Origin of the sequence: Bacteroides sp. Phil13 (assembly GCF_001940965.1) — a bacterium.
GTDB lineage: Bacteria > Bacteroidota > Bacteroidia > Bacteroidales > Bacteroidaceae > Bacteroides > Bacteroides intestinalis.
The window spans coordinates 131,196-148,131 of record NZ_MSHA01000042.1 but is presented as its reverse complement, the minus strand read 5'-3'; the positions used below and the strand labels follow the sequence as shown (position 1 = coordinate 148,131).

The following is a 16,936-nucleotide window of genomic DNA, read 5'->3' as shown; positions in this document are numbered from 1 at the left end:
AATTGCTTAAATTTGCCAAGACTGATAAAGTTTAAGGATCAGAGTACTATTACTTATACTTGTGCGGCAGACGGGACAAAGCTGCGCGTGGAACATAAGATAAAATACCACTACCCGGACGACTTACTGCAGTAATGTGATCTATGAAGGTGGTGAAGCTAAGTGTTTATTAATGGGAGAAGGTTATGTATCTTTGGATAACGGAGAGTTCTGTACACCTGATGGCGGAAAAGTATTATTAAGTAAGCTTCTGTGAATTATTGCTCTTTTGATTTCGTAAATAAAGTGTGATTAAAGGTATATATAATATATAGGGAATGGTGATTCATGGGCATTGAAGGAGGATGGGGAATGAAGAAAAATATATTTTTTTGTATAATATCATTGTTGTATCTTCTTGTGTGGGGATATTATAGTAAAGTGATAGAAATAGCACAAGGTGGAAATGGATTGGGAGGTGCTTTAATTTTGTGCTATGCAGCTATTATTTATACTATTTTTGAGATACTATTTGCGTATAAAGAACGTAGAAGGTTAGAAGTCTTATTCTATATATTAATTTATATTGTATGCATTTTCCCGTTTGTGATACAGATGTTTTTATGGTAAGTACAAACAAATTATCATTTGGACTTTATTATTTTGTTCAGTCGAATATTTTATTTGGCTGAACAGGGTATTAAATGTTTGCGAAATTTTGTTCCAAGTATTTCATTTAAAGAGATCATTAAAAACAATCCGAATAAACAATATATGCAACGCATAAAAATATTGAAAACAGATGAATGATTTTATTGGAATAATAAAGAAAATAAGGTTGACTCCTATTCTTATTTATTCACTGATATTAATTATAGATAATCTTTTTTCTATGCCATTTATCAGTGGGGTTAACCAAGGGGCTATAGGAAATGTAATTTCACTTTTAATAATAATATTATCTGTGATAGTTCTTGTAATAGAACGTTTTATTTCGTTTGGGAGTTACAATAAAAATCTCTGTATAATAGAGTTTGTACTCATAGCTATCACAACATTTTTTTATTGGTGTATTTTTTATTCATTGCCATTGTCAACAATGAATAGGCTTATTATGAATTGAAATAATCTACGAGGGTATGTAATAGAAAGAAATAGATAATGATAAAAAGAAATATATTAAACTTTATTTTGCCTTTGTATTGGGGCTTACAAGGAGTTTTTCTTCTTTCGATTCAGTCTATAGGTGCAATAATTGCTGCAGTAATTCTGCTGACAATATCCCTATTGAAAGTAATCTTGAGGAATCCTAATTGTGATATTCTGTTTTTAGTAGTATGTTTCTTCTATTCTGTTTGTTTATGTGTTACTATATTTCTTTTATATTCTCTTTTCGAAATATCTATTCTATTGCCTATATTTACAGTCGTAAATTTCTTGGTGATTGTATGTATGTTAAGGTTGTATGGGCATTGATAAGTTCATTCTATTTTGGCGATATGACGAGTTTAGATATGGAATAATATTAAAAAGGTAAGAATATGGCTATTAAATTTATATTTTCTTTTTTATTGATGATGGCTTCCGCATCGCTATATGGGCAAAGCAAAATAGTGAATGAAAGTGTTATCTACTCAAGTGATACCAGCCCTTATAAGAAAGAGGTACAAAGTAGTACATTTTTTGAAGTTGAGACTTTTTTGCCTGTATGTAAATCAATATTAGATACCACTAAGTCATCTAAACATGCTGTCTTCTATTACATTAAAAAGGAATTTCAAAAGGTATCTACAGATATATCTTACGTAGGTGGAAATGAGTCTTTAAGAGAATATCAAGATAGTCTTTATTGGGCTAATTATAATGGTGATGAAGTAAATGGTTCTTGTCTTTATACTATCCTCTTTAATGATAAACTTAAAATACGGGAAATAAGAATTATAAAAAGAGGCGGATATGATAATTCTAAATTTGATTATGATGGACTTATCAAGAAGATACTCTTATCCACGGAAGGAAAATGGCAAAGAGACGAAAAACTGCCTTCTGAAAACTGGTATTTTACAATAGGGCGTTTTATGGTAAGGTAAGATGGGCTGCTTTGTTTTGCTAAATGTTAGATTCGGTTATATCAAGATAAGTGTTTTTAATTATGTCACACTTTATTGAGGCAAATATTTATTGGATTGTGGCTATTGTAAATCTGATTCCAGTTTTACTTTTAGTCTTGTTTGTTACGTTTGGAAAAATAAGAAGTAATCCATTTATAATATTTATCAAGAGTGTGTTTGGTTATATTGCACTGTTTCTTGTGTTGGTATTAGTCGTTTTATCTATTGATATGAGTCTGGCGATGACAGTTGTCCTGATAATAGTGTTTCAAATGATATATTTCCCCATCGGCGGCATGTTGCTTCTATTTCTTTGTGTTAGTACTGATATGAACTGGGTGAAAGATAATTGGAAAAGGATGTTGCTGTCCTTTGTTATATTACTTCTTTGGGTGTTATGTGGTGTAATTTATGTAATTCAATGTTGAGTTAGTAAGAATATTAATCTTTTGAATTCTATGATTAAGTAATTGCTTATTTATCCTTTTTGCCTCTAATTCACATAAAAAAGACTCAACGAAGAGCTTATTTCAGGGAAAAGTCGTATTTTTGGAAAAGAGTTGTTTTATAACTTTTAAAAAAGAATCGAATATTATGATGGAGAAAACATTGGTCATTTTGAAACCATGCACCCTGCAAAGAGGCTTGGTAGGTGAGATCACAAATAGATTTGAACGTAAAGGCTTACGTCTAGCCGGTATGAAGATGGTGCAGCTGACGGATGAAATACTTAATGAGCATTACGCCCACTTAAGTGCAAAGCCGTTCTTTCAGCGTGTGAAGGATTCAATGATGGCATGCCCGGTCATTGTGTGTTGTTTTGAGGGAGTGGATGCGATTGAAGCCGTAAGAACACTGACAGGTCCTACCAACGGAAGGAAGGCTGCTCCCGGCACTATTCGCGGAGATTACAGCATGAGCTTTCAGGAAAATATAGTTCACGCTTCCGATTCGCTTGAAGCTGCAGAAGTGGAGTTGAAAAGATTTTTTAAACCGGAAGAAATATTCGAGTATAATCAAGCTACATTCGACTTCCTTTACGCTAATGACGAATATTGATAGAAAAAAGAAAACCAATTCAATTAAAATAGTATCTTTGCGCCCGGAAAAATAATCAGTATTCAGTGAATCTCGTTATTGATATTGGAAATACGGTAGCAAAAGTAGCTGTCTTTGACGGCTTTTCACTTTTGGAAGTGGTATATGACTCCAAACAGAATTTGGAGCATCTGAAAGATATTTATCATAAATATCACTTTGAAAAGGCGATTGTTGCAACCGTAATAGACTTGAGCGAACAGGTGTTGGCGCAGTTAGCATTACTTCCTATACCGGTACTCTGGCTGAATGAAAAGACTCCACTACCGGTGGAAAATCTGTATGAGACTCCTCAGACATTGGGCTATGACCGTATGGCGGCTGTAGTAGCTGCTAACGAACAGTTTCCTGGCAGAAATATCTTGGTGATTGATGCTGGCACATGCATTACGTACGAATTTGTGGATGCTGAAGGACGCTATCACGGCGGGAATATTTCACCCGGTTTGCAAATGCGTTTTCGTGCACTTCACCAGTTTACCGGACGTTTGCCGCTGGTGCGGCGTGAAGGGCGTGAACTCCCGATGGGAAAGGATACTGAGACTGCCATCCGCGCTGGGGTGCTGAAAGGTATGGAATATGAAATTTCGGGTTACATAATGGCTATGAAACATAAATATCCTGAACTTTTGGTTTTTTTAACGGGCGGGGATGATTTTTCTTTTGATACAAACTTAAAAAGTATCATCTTTGCAGACAGATTTTTAGTGTTGAAAGGATTAAATCGAATTTTAAACTATAATAATGACAAGATTTAGACAAACACTTTTGGTGCTTTTGCTCACGATATTATCTGGGGCGACGGTCGCTCAAAATAATACAAATTCTCCCTATACACGATACGGATACGGACAGCTGGCAGACCAAGGGTCGGGTAATAGTAAGGCAATGGGTGGCATTGCTTATGGCTTACGTGACAAGTATCAGACTAATTTTGCGAATCCGGCATCCTATACGGCGGTCGATTCGTTGACTTTTATGTTTGATGGGGGGATTTCCATGCAGAATACCAACTTCAGTGATGGAACTGTTAAAAAGAATGCCAAGAACTCCAGTTTTGACTATATCACTATGCAGTTCCGCCTTTCCAAATGGGGAGCTATGAGTATAGGATTGTTGCCTTATTCCAACGTTGGTTATACAATGGCCAGTTATCAGGAAAACACGGAATATCCGGAGAATTCAGCCAGTACGACTTATGCCGGTGAAGGTGGTTTACACCAACTTTATTTGGGTGCGGGTTTTAAAATATTTAAAAATCTTTCTGTTGGTGCGAATATTTCGTATCTTTGGGGAGATATCACACATACCCGTAGCCAGTCATTTCCGTCTAATTCGACTGTAATGCCTTTGACTACGGTTACGGGCATGGAAATTACAAGCTATAAACTTGATTTCGGTGCACAATATACACACCAGTTCAGCAAGAAGCATGTTGCTACGTTAGGTGTCGTTTTTTCACCGGGACATGATTTAAATAATGACGCGTATATACAAAACCAGAAGGGTAATTCTTCGACGGGGTATACTACGACGCAAAAAGATACAATATTGACAATGGGTATTCCTATGACATTGGGTGCCGGTGTGACATATGTATATGATGATCGCCTTACAGTGGGTGCGGATGTTATGTTTCAGAAATGGAGTAGTACGACGTTTATGAATAATTCGGATGTTTTCTGTAATCGTGCCAAGATTGCTGTGGGTGCAGAGTATGTTCCTAATTTATTGGGAAGAAGTTATCTTTCACATATTAAATATCGTTTGGGAGCTTATTATTCCAAACCTTATTATAAGATAGATGGGGCGCGTGCTGCGAATGAGTATGGAGTCACTGCCGGTTTTGGATTGCCTTTGCCGCGTAGTCGTTCTGTATTGAGTATTTCAGCACAATATGTGAGAATGCAAGGTACGGAAAGCAAATTCTTGAATGAGAATACATTACGTCTTTGTATTGGCGTGACATTCAATGAACAATGGTTCTGGAAACGTAAAGTTCAGTAATTAGTAATTGAAGAATAGACAATATAACAACTAAAATTTAAATACAATGAAGATTAAAACGCTTGTAGCTGTCTTGCTCCTTTCGGGTGGAGTAACCAGCGCTTTCGCACAGACTGAAGATTGTAATAAGAACAGTAGTATTTCTCATGAAGCGGTGAGAGCAGGTAACTTTAAGGATGCTTATTTGCCGTGGAAAGAAGTTCTGAAGGCATGTCCGACATTGAAATTTTATACTTTTAATGACGGTATTAAAATATTGACGGCTTTCTTAAATGAAATAAAAGACCGTAATTCTGCTGATTACAAGAAGTATTTTGATGAATTAATGGAAGTATATGATCTGAGAATGCAATATACACCTAATTTCCAACATTTGAAAGGTACACCTACTGTAGGGGATACGAAAGGAAGTAAGGCTATTAGTTATATTGCATATGCACCTAATTTGGATGTAAATCAGGCTTATGCATGGTTGAAAGAGTCTATTGAAGCAGAAAAAGAAGGTTCCAAGAGTCCTATCTTGCACTATTTTCTGGATATGTCTTTGAATAAGTTGAAGGCTGATCCTAATCATAAGGAGCAATTTATCCAAGATTATCTGACAGACTCTGAATATGTTGATGCGGCTATTGCTGCAGAAAATGATCCGGCTAAGAAACAAGCTTTGCAACAAGTAAAAGATAACCTTGTAGCCATGTTTATCAATAGTGGTACTGCTGATTGTGAATCTTTGCAAAGTATTTATGGTCCTAAAGTTGAAGCCAATCAAACGGACTCTGCTTATTTGAAGAAGGCTATCGCTGTCATGAAGATGATGAAATGTACTGAAAGTGAAGCATACTTCCAAGCTTCTTATTATATGTATAAGATCAATCCTACTGCTGACGCTGCTACAGGATGTGGATATATGGCATATAAGAAAGGTGACTTTGATACAGCTATCAAATACTTTGATGAGGCATTGAGTCTTGAAAGCGACTCTGAAAAGAAGGCTCAGTTATGTTATATTGTTGCTGCATCTTTGTTTAATAGTAAGAAGTTGTCACAGGCCAGAAGTTATTTGCAGAAAGCTATCGGTTTCAAGGAAAACTTTGGAGATGCTTATATCTTGCTTGCACAGCTTTATGCTTCCAGCCCGAACTGGAATGACGAGTCTGCTTTGAATAAGTGTACATACTTCGTTGTTATTGATAAGTTGCAACGTGCTAAAGCCGTAGATCCGAGTGTAGCTGATAAGGCAAACGAATTGATTTCAACGTATGCACGCTATACACCGAAAGCTGAAGACCTCTTTATGTTGGGTATTAAAGCTGGGGACCGCGTTACAATAGGTGGCTGGATCGGTGAAAGCACAACGGTTCGATAAGAAATATAAATATGTTACCAAAACGAAGTAACGTTCTATTTTGTAGAAGCTTGAGCATAACCATTGCCTGTGGGGCAGTGGTTATGCTTCTTTTATTTTCCGCCTGTTCCGGACGTCATAAGGATATGGGAGATGCTATAACAGAGCGTGATTCATTGCCTGTGATGGATACGAAAGGAGTCATGACTTTGATCTCTGATTCCGGTGTCACCCGTTATCGTATCAATACGGAAGAGTGGCTGGTCTTTGACCGGAAAAATCCGCCCTATTGGGCATTCGAAAAAGGTGTTTATCTGGAGAAATTCGACTCGGTATTCAATGTGGAGGCGAGTGTAAAGGCAGATACGGCATATTATTATGAGAAGCAAAAGTTGTGGAAGCTGATGAGTAATGTGGATATTCAGAATCTGAAAGGTGAAAGGTTTGAGACTGACTTGTTATATTGGGACCAGAACAAGCACACTATCTATTCCGATCAGTTTATCCGTATTGAGCAGCCTGACCGGATCATCACGGGACATGGCTTTGACTCCAATGAACAAATGACTATTTATACAATAAGAAAGCCGGAAGGCATTTTCTATGTGGATGATGATGCCACAGCGCCTGCAGACAGCTTGCGAACCGATAGTGTGCAAACTGGAAGTGTGCGAACCGATAGTATCAAACCATAAATTATGGATACCTATATTTATTTATTGATTACTATGGCCTTCTCCGCCTTTTTTTCGGGTATGGAGATTGCTTTTGTTTCCGTAGATAAACTACGTTTTGAAATGGAACGTAAGGACGGTGTGACTTCACGTATCCTTTCTTATTTCTTCCGTAATTCAAATAACTTTATATCTACCATGCTGGTAGGTAATAATATTGCGCTGGTTATTTATGGTATCCTTATGGCGCAAGTTATCAAAGTGCATTTACTGGGAGATTTAATCTCCAATGATTTTGTGGAAGTGTTGTTACAAACAGTCATCTCCACACTTATTATCCTGGTAACGGGTGAGTTCCTTCCTAAAACTTTATTCAAGATTAATCCCAATCTTGTGTTGAAAGTCTGTGCTTTCCCGTTACTTATCTGTTATGTCATTTTATATCCGATATCTCAATTGTCTTCGGGACTGTCTTATCTTTTTTTGCGTATGTTTGGGATGAAGATCAACAAGGAGGCATCCGATAAAGCTTTTGGGAAAGTGGATTTGGATTATTTTGTTCAGACCAGCATTGATAATGCCGAAGATGAAGAGGAGCTGGATGCCGAAGTGAAGATATTTCAGAATGCACTTGATTTCTCCAGTATTAAAATACGCGATTGCATTGTACCACGTACAGAAGTGGTTGCTGTGGATCTGACGACTTCTCTGGAAGAATTAAAGAGCCTTTTTGTGGAGTCCGGTATTTCTAAGATTATAGTCTATGACGGAAATATTGATAATGTAGTAGGATATATTCATTCATCTGAAATGTTCCGTAATCCTGCTGATTGGCGGAATAATGTAAAGGAGGTGCCCATTGTGCCCGAAACAATGGCAGCACATAAGTTGATGAAGCTGTTTATGCAGCAGAAGAAAACTATTGCTGTGGTGGTGGATGAGTTTGGCGGTACGTCCGGTATTGTTTCGTTGGAAGATTTGGTTGAAGAAATATTCGGTGATATCGAAGATGAGCATGATAACACTTCGTATGTATGCAAACAAATAGGAGAGGATGAATATGTACTTTCCGGTCGTTTGGAAATAGAAAAGGTAAATGAGACATTCAATCTGGATCTACCGGAAGAAGATGATTATATGACGGTAGGCGGATTGATTCTGAATCGTTATCAAAGTTTCCCGAAATTGCATGAAGTAGTGACGATTGATAAATTTCAGTTTAAAATTATTAAGGTTACGGCCACAAAAATAGAGTTGGTACGCCTGAAAGTGGTGGAATAATAACAGAATAGCGTAATTTTTTAAAGAATAAATAGATGCGTATTAGCATTTTTTGTATCTTCGTGCGCTAAAATGAAGTTTGGAGAAAATAATAATAAACAAATAAATCATATTAACTAAAATGGCAACATTACAAAACATTCGGTCTAAAGGACCCTTATTGGTGATTGTTATTGGTTTGGCGCTGTTCGCTTTCATCGCAGGAGATGCTTGGAAGGTATTGCAGCCACACCAGTCACATGATGTAGGAGAGGTTAACGGAGAGGCACTTTCCGCTCAGGATTATCAGAACTTGGTAGAAGAATATACTGAAGTTGTGAAATTCTCGAGAGGTACAAGCGCACTTACCGATGAAGAAAACAATCAGATTAAAGATGAAGTTTGGAGAAACTACGTTAACAATAAGTTGATTGAAAACGAAGCGGAAAAACTTGGCTTGTCAGTTTCTAAAGCAGAAATTCAGGCAATCATCGATGCAGGTGTACACCCGATGCTGCAACAAACTCCGTTCCGTAACCCGCAAACCGGTGCTTTTGATAAAGATATGTTGAAGAAGTTCTTGGTGGATTACTCTAAGATGAATACAGCCCAGATGCCGGCACAATACGCTGAATATTATCAGTCTATGTACAAGTTCTGGTCTTTCCTGGAAAAACAACTGATTCAGACTCGCCTGGCTGAGAAATATCAGGCTTTGGTTTCCAAATCTCTTTTCTCTAATCCGGTAGAAGCTCAGGTTGCTTTTGATGCAAGAGTAGACCAATCTGATTTGTTGCTGGCTGCTATTCCTTATTCTTCTATTGAAGATTCAACTGTAGCCATCACAGATGCAGACCTGAAAGCTGCTTACGACAAGAAGAAAGAACAATTCAGACAATATGTAGAAACTCGTAATATCAAGTTCATTGATGTACAGGTAACTGCAAGTCCTGAAGATAGAAATGCTATCCAAGAGGAAGTTGTGGAATATACAGAACAGCTTGCAGGTACTCCGGGTGATTATTCTACTCTGGTTCGTGCGGCAGGTTCAGAAGTTCCTTATATTGATTTGTATTATACTTCTAAGGCATTGCCTACTGATGTAGTTGCTCGTCTGGACTCTGTTTCCGTAGGTGGCGTATATGGTCCTTACTACAATGCAACAGATAATACAATCAATTCATTCAAGAAATTGGCTACAGCCTCTATGCCGGACTCTATTCAGTATCGCCAGATACAGGTAGTGGCTGAAGATGCTGCTAAGACCAAAGCTTTGGCTGACAGTATCTATACTGCTATCAAGGGTGGTGCTGACTTTGCAGAGATTGCTAAGAAGTACGGTCAGACAGGTGAGTCTACTTGGATTTCTTCTGCTAACTATGAAGGTGCGCAGTTGGATGGTGACAATCTGAAGTATGTGAATACAATTACTACTCTTGGTAAGAATGAAATGGCTAACCTTTCTTTGGCACAGGCAAACATTATCTTACAGGTAATGGACAAGAAGGCTGTTAAAGATAAATATAAAGTAGCTGTTATCAAACGTCCGGTAGAATTCAGCAAGGAAACTTATAGCAAAGCATACAATGATTTCAGTCAGTTTATCGCTGCTAATCCGACTTTGGAAAAGATGGTAGCTAACGCTGAAGATGCAGGATATAAACTGTTGGATAGAAATGACCTGTATAGCTCTGAACATGGTATCGGTAGTATCAGAGGTACTAAGGAAGCTTTGAGATGGGCTTTCTCTGCAAAACCTGGTGAAGTATCCGGTTTGTATGAATGTGGTGAAAGTGATCGTATGTTGGTTGTAGGTGTGTCTGCCATTATTCCGGAAGGTTATCGTCCATTGGCTTTGGTAAAAGACCAACTGAGACTGGAATTGATCCGTGACAAGAAAGCTGAGAAGATTATGGCTGATATGAAAGCAGCCGGTGCAACTTCATTCGACCAATACAAATCTATGGCTGAAGCAGTAAGCGACTCTGTGAAGCACGTAACTTTTGCAGCTCCTGCTTATGTTCCGGCATTACGTGCCAGCGAACCGTTGGTAGGTGCCTATGCATCTATTGCTGAACTGAATAAACTGAGTGCTCCGATTAAGGGTAATGGCGGTGTATTCGTTCTTCAGCCGTATGCTAAAGAAAAGCTGAATGAGACTTTCAACCAGGAAACGGAAGAAGCTACGTTGCAGAATATGCATGCCCGTATGGCAAGCCAGTTCCTCAACGACTTGTATCTGAAGGCTGATGTGAAAGACAGTCGTTATTTGTTCTTCTAAGAATTTGCAGAATAATAATATAAGAAAAGCCGTCTGATGTAATATCAGACGGCTTTTTCTTTAGGGGGGGATCTCATTTTCTGTGTCTGTAATTGCCTTTATGCAACTTTATTCCTACCTTTGCAAAGATAAATTGGATAGATTGATAGATAATTATGCCGAAACAAACTCTTTTAGGACTAACACTCACTGAATTGCAAGAGGCGGTGAAGAGACTGGGAATGCCCGGATTTGCCGCTAAGCAGATAGCTTCATGGCTGTATGACAAGAAAGTGAATTCCATAGATGACATGACCAACTTGTCGCTAAAACACCGGGACCTCCTGAAAGATATCTATGAAGTGGGAGCAGATGTACCTGTGGAAGCTATGCACTCGGTGGATGGTACGGTGAAATATTTGTATCGGGCAGGGGATAAACATTTTGTTGAAGCAGTTTACATTCCGGATGAAGACCGTGCCACACTTTGTGTTTCGTCTCAGGTGGGATGCAAGATGAATTGTAAATTCTGTATGACGGGTAAGCAGGGCTTTACCGCTAACCTGACTGCCAACCAAATTATCAATCAGATCAATTCTCTCCCTGAAAGGGACAAGCTGACCAATGTGGTAATGATGGGTATGGGAGAACCTCTGGATAATCTGGATGAGGTGCTGAAAGCTTTGGAAATTATGACTGCTTCCTATGGGTATGGATGGAGTCCCAAACGGATTACTCTTTCTACAGTTGGTCTGCGCAAAGGTTTTCAACGCTTTATTGAGGAATCTGAATGCCATCTGGCCGTCAGCCTACATTCTCCGGTTGTTTTGCAGCGCCGGGAATTGATGCCTGCTGAGAAGGCTTTCTCCATTACAGAAATGGTAGACTTGTTAAAAAACTATGATTTTAGTAAACAGCGTAGACTATCCTTTGAATATATTGTTTTTAAGGGCGTGAATGATTCGTTGCTCTATGCTAAAGAATTATTGAAACTCTTGCGCGGGCTGGATTGCCGTATCAATCTTATTCGTTTTCATGCTATTCCCGGGGTAGATCTGGAGGGGGCGGATATGGAAACGATGACTAAACTCCGTGATTACCTAACTTCCCACGGTTTGTTTACTACGATACGTGCTTCCAGGGGTGAAGATATATTCGCTGCCTGTGGTATGCTTTCTACTGCCAAGCAGGAAGAGAATAAACAAGAATTAATATAAATTATTAACTTTGGCTCGGATGATATACGTATTCTTCGTAGTTTTGTAGAAACATTAACTGGTAAGTATATGAGAAAGCACCTGTTTTATCTAAGTTTAGCTCTTGTAGCAATAGCCTTTTCCGCATGTAGTGGCGGTAAGAAGGGCGTGTTTGGTGCGACTTCAAGTGGTCGTGCGTATGAAATCCTGGTAGTAGTAGATCCAGCTATGTGGGAACGTCCTGCCGGTAGGGCGCTTTATGATGTACTTGATACGGATGTGCCGGGGCTTCCCCAGTCTGAGCGTTCATTCCGCATGATGTACACTTCTCCGGCAAATTATGATGCTACATTAAAGTTGATTCGCAATATTATCATTGCTGATGTGCAGGATATTTATACTCAGCCTAAATTTAAATATGCGAAGGATGTATATGCATCTCCGCAGACTATCCTGACGATACAGGCTCCTGATGAAGCTTCATTCCAAACGTTTGTGACGGAAAACAAACAGACTATTATTGATTTCTTTACCCGTGCGGAGATGAATCGTCAGATTGCACAGCTGGAAAGGAAACATAATGATTATGTGTCTACGAAGGTTAAGAGTATGTTTGATTGTGATGTATGGGTACCGGCAGAGCTTTCTTCTACTAAGCAAGGAGAGAATTTCTTCTGGGCAGGTACGAATGCAGCTACCGCTGATCAGAACTTTGTCATTTACTCTTTCCCTTATAGAGACAAGAATACTTTTACTAAGGAATATTTTGTGCAGATGCGTGATTCTGTTATGAAAGCTAACATTCCGGGAGCTAAGGAAGGTATGTATATGGCTACTGATACCTTGATGACTGATGTACGCCCTCTCAATATTCAAGGAGAATATGCACTGGAAGCTCGTGGCTTGTGGCGTATGAAAGGTGATTTTATGGGTGGTCCGTATGTATCGCACATGCGTCTGGATCCGGTGAATCAACGTATCATTGTTGTAGAAGCCTTCATTTATTCACCTGATAAACTGAAACGCAATCTGATGCGTCAAATGGAAGCATCTCTTTATACATTGAGAGTTCCGGGTGACAAGCAAACAGATGCAGAGATACCATTGGGGGTGAAGAAAGAGCAAGCCCCAACTGCTGATCAAGAAAAATAATATTGAGAATGTATAAGGAGAATCATTATTGAAGAAATATTTTTCATCCGCAGATTACACAGATAACGCAGATTGGGATTTTAACGAATCTGTGTAATCCGCGTAATCTGCGGATGAAAAGTTATCACTGGGACTTCTGACGCATCCTCATTAAAAAATGATATATATTTAAAAATGGAAGATAATAAAATAAGAGTCGGCATTACACAAGGAGATATAAATGGCGTGGGTTATGAGGTTATTTTGAAGACATTCTCTGACCCTGTTATGTTGGAACTGTGTACACCTATTATTTATGGTTCGCCTAAAGTGGCTGCTTATCATCGTAAGTCACTCGATTTGCCGACAAACTTCAGTATCGTGAACTCTGCTGCAGAAGCGGTTCATAATCGTCTGAGCGTAGTGAACTGTACGGATGATGAAGTAAAGGTGGAATTTTCGAAAGCAGATCCCGAAGCCGGAAAAGCTGCACTTGGAGCACTGGAAAGGGCTATTGAAGAATACAAGGAGGGACTGGTCGATGTGATTGTTACTGCTCCTATCAATAAGCATACCATTCAGTCGGAGACTTTTGCATTTCCCGGTCATACGGAATATATAGAAGAACGTCTGGGCGATGGTGCCAAGTCACTGATGATTCTGATGAAAGATGATTTTCGGGTGGCTTTGGTTACAGGGCATATTCCTGTCAGCCAGATTGCATCGACTATAACGAAAGAACTGATACAGGAGAAATTAGCTATCTTCAATCATTCATTAAAGCAGGATTTTGCTATCGGTGCACCACGTATAGCTGTGCTTTCTCTGAACCCGCATGCGGGCGACGAAGGATTGCTGGGAAAAGAAGAGGAAGAGATTATTATTCCTGCATTGAAAGAAATGGCTGCAAAAGGCATATTGTGCTATGGCCCATATCCGGCTGACGGTTTCATGGGTTCAGGTAATTTCACTCATTTCGATGGAGTGCTTGCCATGTACCACGATCAGGGATTGGCTCCGTTCAAGGCACTGGCAATGGATGAAGGTGTGAACTATACTGCCGGATTGCCTGTGATACGTACTTCACCGGCTCATGGCACTGCTTATGATATTGCAGGAAAAGGATTGGCCAGTGCGGACTCTTTCCGTCAGGCTATTTATGTGGCTATCGATGTATTCCGTAATCGCCTGCGCGATAAGGAAGCACATGCCAACCCCTTGCGAAAACAATATTACGAAAAGCGTGATGACAGCGATAAGCTGAAACTCGATAGTGTGGAAGAAGATTTATAGAATGACAAAAGCGGAAATACAACAAGTAAAATTACGATTCGGTATCATTGGGAACAATGAAGCATTGATGCGTGCGATAGACGTTGCCATTCAGGTAGCGCCTACCGACCTGTCTGTACTGATAACCGGAGAAAGTGGTGTGGGTAAGGAGAGCTTTCCCCAGATCATTCACCAATACAGTAGGCGTAAGCACGGCCAGTACATTGCAGTGAACTGTGGTGCCATTCCCGAGGGAACCATTGACTCGGAGTTATTCGGTCACGAGAAAGGTGCCTTTACCGGTGCCATCGGTGAGCGGAAAGGATACTTTGGGGAGGCGGATGGTGGAACAATCTTCCTGGATGAAGTGGGAGAATTGCCTTTGCCTACGCAGGCTCGACTGCTCCGGGTACTCGAGAGTGGCGAGTTTCTAAAAGTCGGTTCGTCTAAGGTGCAGAAAACCAATGTTCGTATTGTGGCAGCTACTAATGTTAATTTGACACAGGCCATTTCCGAAGGACGTTTCCGTGAAGATTTGTATTACCGTTTGAATACTGTACCTATTCAGGTACCCCCTCTGCGTGAGCGTGGAGAGGATGCATTCCTGTTATTCCGTAAGTTTGCTTCAGATTTTGCAGAAAAGTATCGTATGCCTGCCATCCAGTTGACGGAAGATGCTAAGCAATTATTGATTTCTTATTCATGGCCCGGTAATGTACGGCAGTTGAAGAATATTACGGAACAGATTTCCATCATTGAAACTAACCGTGAAATCAATGCGGCCATTTTGAGTGGATACCTGCCGGCGCAGAATAGTATGCAACGCCTTCCCGCTTTGTTTGGTGTGAAGGAATCCAAGAGTTTTGAAAGTGAGCGGGAAATCCTGTATCAGGTTCTTTTCGATATGCGCCAGGATGTGACGGAATTGAAAAAGCTGGTGCATGAGATCATGACTGAACGTGGGAAAGCTGCTGCTCCGGCTGTGCCTGCTACTTATTTCGCCCAACCGCCTGCTGTGGTAACTCCGGTTTCTCAGAGTGTGCCTACCATCATTCATCCTTCCATAAAACCGTCTCATGATATTGATGATGACATACAGGATACGGAAGAATATGTAGAAGAATCTCTCTCTCTGGATGAGGTGGAGAAAGAAATGATACGAAAAGCCTTGGAAAAACATCATGGTAAACGCAAGAGTGCGGCAAAGGATCTGAATATTTCCGAGCGTACCTTATACAGAAAGATTAAAGAATATGGATTGGATTAGAAAAATAGCTTCGACAGCATTGTTGTTGAGCGTGTTACTGATAGTAAATTCGTGTAGTATTAAAGTAGGACTGGCACCGATTAGTTCGATTGACTACTCCAAGGTAAAGACAGTCTCGATAGCTGATTTCCAGAATCGTGCGGAGTATGTTTATGCTCCGCTGGCTACTGAATTTAATCAGGGGCTGAAAGATTTGTTCATTCGTCAGACCCGTTTATCACTTGTGAATGGCAATGCCGATATTGAAATTGATGGCGAGATTACCGGTTATAACCAATATAACGAAGCGGTGGATGCCAGTGGGTATTCTTCAAAAGTAAAAGTCACCTTGACAGTGAAGGTTTCTTTTGTGAATAATACGGATCACAAAGACGATTTTACTGACCAACAATTCTCCGCTTTCCAGACTTATGACTCTTCCAAATTGCTGACCGAAGTGCAGGATGAGTTAATTAAACTGATGGTGAAAGACATAACGGAACAAATATTTAACGCAACCGTAGCTAACTGGTAGGAGTAGGAATGACGCCTGTACATTTGCAACAATGGATACAGCATCCCGAGGCGTTGAACCGGGATACCTTATACGAACTTCGTACGTTGGTAACCCGCTATCCTTACTTTCAGTCCCTGCGTTTGCTCTATCTCAAGAACCTCTATGTGCTGCACGATGTTAACTTCGGTGCAGAATTACGTAAGGCCGTACTGTATGTATCGGACCGCCGTGTATTGTTTTACCTGATTGAAGGTGACCGATATGCCCTTCATCCTCGTACTTCAGAGTCTGTTGTAGGGAGGGAGTTGGAGGAAGAGCCGAGTGTCGACCGTACCCTTTCATTAATAGACGCTTTCCTTGCTACTGTGCCGGAAGAACATTCTCAGACGACAGAGTTGGATTATTCAATGGATTATACCGCCTATCTGATGCAGGATGATGAAGATACGGACGAGGCAGATACATCATCGACTGTTCCGGTGGAAGTACCCAAGTTGCGTGGACAGGATTTGATAGACGGATTTATCCGGCAGAGTGAAACTGAGGAAGGTATCAGCCTGAAGTTGCTGAAAGAGGAAAATCCGCTTCTACTTCCATTGATTGAGGAGGAAGAGGACGAAGTCGAAGAAGAAACACCGGTTATAGCCGAAGAGATTCCTCAGCCCACAGAGGTAGAAACAGAGCAGGAAGATGATTCCGAAGATACGGATACTGATGAAGAGACGACTCCTAAATCAGCTTCGGATGATTTGGATGACAGTTGTTTTACTGAAACTTTGGCGAAAATTTATATCAAACAGCGCCGATATGACAAGGCTCTTGAAATTATTAAAAAATTAA

The 16,936-nt window shown here is 39.9% G+C and carries 14 protein-coding genes; all 14 read left to right on the top strand.

Going from position 1 to position 16,936, the window contains the following annotated elements:
- The first annotated feature begins 1,520 nt into the window (after window positions 1-1,520).
- The gene (locus BWI44_RS07820) at window positions 1,521-2,069 is read left to right on the top strand and encodes a hypothetical protein (RefSeq protein WP_171032145.1); all 549 of its coding nucleotides are present in this window, start codon (window positions 1,521-1,523) and stop codon (window positions 2,067-2,069) included.
- Between the two features lie 615 nt (window positions 2,070-2,684).
- Window positions 2,685-3,149, top strand: coding sequence for a nucleoside-diphosphate kinase (gene ndk, locus BWI44_RS07815; protein ID WP_022392038.1), 465 nt, complete (start codon window positions 2,685-2,687; stop codon window positions 3,147-3,149).
- A gap of 65 nt (window positions 3,150-3,214) precedes the next feature.
- A complete protein-coding gene (locus BWI44_RS07810) occupies window positions 3,215-3,946 on the top strand; it encodes a type III pantothenate kinase (RefSeq protein WP_007666214.1) in 732 nt (243 codons plus the stop codon).
- On the top strand, window positions 3,933-5,195 hold the full coding sequence (bamG, locus tag BWI44_RS07805) for a BamG family beta-barrel-assembly machinery protein (RefSeq protein WP_195209898.1): 1,263 nt from the start codon (window positions 3,933-3,935) through the stop codon (window positions 5,193-5,195). The genes BWI44_RS07810 and bamG overlap by 14 nt, the downstream gene beginning before the upstream one ends.
- Window positions 5,196-5,241: 46 nt before the next feature.
- A complete protein-coding gene (locus tag BWI44_RS07800; RefSeq protein ID WP_117706596.1) occupies window positions 5,242-6,561 on the top strand; it encodes a tetratricopeptide repeat protein in 1,320 nt (439 codons plus the stop codon).
- Between the two features lie 11 nt (window positions 6,562-6,572).
- The gene (gene lptC, locus BWI44_RS07795) at window positions 6,573-7,235 is read left to right on the top strand and encodes an LPS export ABC transporter periplasmic protein LptC (RefSeq protein WP_117691620.1); all 663 of its coding nucleotides are present in this window, start codon (window positions 6,573-6,575) and stop codon (window positions 7,233-7,235) included.
- 3 nt (window positions 7,236-7,238) lie between these two features.
- The gene (locus tag BWI44_RS07790) at window positions 7,239-8,495 is read left to right on the top strand and encodes a hemolysin family protein (protein WP_195209897.1); all 1,257 of its coding nucleotides are present in this window, start codon (window positions 7,239-7,241) and stop codon (window positions 8,493-8,495) included.
- A gap of 121 nt (window positions 8,496-8,616) precedes the next feature.
- Window positions 8,617-10,755, top strand: coding sequence for a SurA N-terminal domain-containing protein (locus tag BWI44_RS07785; RefSeq protein ID WP_118295080.1), 2,139 nt, complete (start codon window positions 8,617-8,619; stop codon window positions 10,753-10,755).
- 155 nt (window positions 10,756-10,910) lie between these two features.
- Window positions 10,911-11,951 carry a dual-specificity RNA methyltransferase RlmN gene (gene rlmN, locus BWI44_RS07780; protein WP_195209896.1) on the top strand — a complete coding sequence of 347 codons (1,041 nt, stop codon included), beginning with the start codon at window positions 10,911-10,913 and terminating at the stop codon, window positions 11,949-11,951.
- Between the two features lie 69 nt (window positions 11,952-12,020).
- Window positions 12,021-13,082, top strand: coding sequence for a DUF4837 family protein (locus tag BWI44_RS07775; protein ID WP_118295079.1), 1,062 nt, complete (start codon window positions 12,021-12,023; stop codon window positions 13,080-13,082).
- A gap of 174 nt (window positions 13,083-13,256) precedes the next feature.
- A complete protein-coding gene (gene pdxA, locus BWI44_RS07770) occupies window positions 13,257-14,354 on the top strand; it encodes a 4-hydroxythreonine-4-phosphate dehydrogenase PdxA (protein WP_007666192.1) in 1,098 nt (365 codons plus the stop codon).
- 1 nt (window position 14,355) lies between these two features.
- A complete protein-coding gene (locus BWI44_RS07765) occupies window positions 14,356-15,600 on the top strand; it encodes a sigma-54 interaction domain-containing protein (protein ID WP_044155118.1) in 1,245 nt (414 codons plus the stop codon).
- Window positions 15,587-16,114 carry an LptE family protein gene (locus tag BWI44_RS07760; protein ID WP_007666188.1) on the top strand — a complete coding sequence of 176 codons (528 nt, stop codon included), beginning with the start codon at window positions 15,587-15,589 and terminating at the stop codon, window positions 16,112-16,114. The genes BWI44_RS07765 and BWI44_RS07760 overlap by 14 nt, the downstream gene beginning before the upstream one ends.
- Before the next feature lie 8 nt (window positions 16,115-16,122).
- A partial coding sequence (locus BWI44_RS07755; RefSeq protein ID WP_286812853.1) for a DUF8458 domain-containing protein occupies window positions 16,123-16,936 on the top strand: 814 nt, incomplete at its 3' end.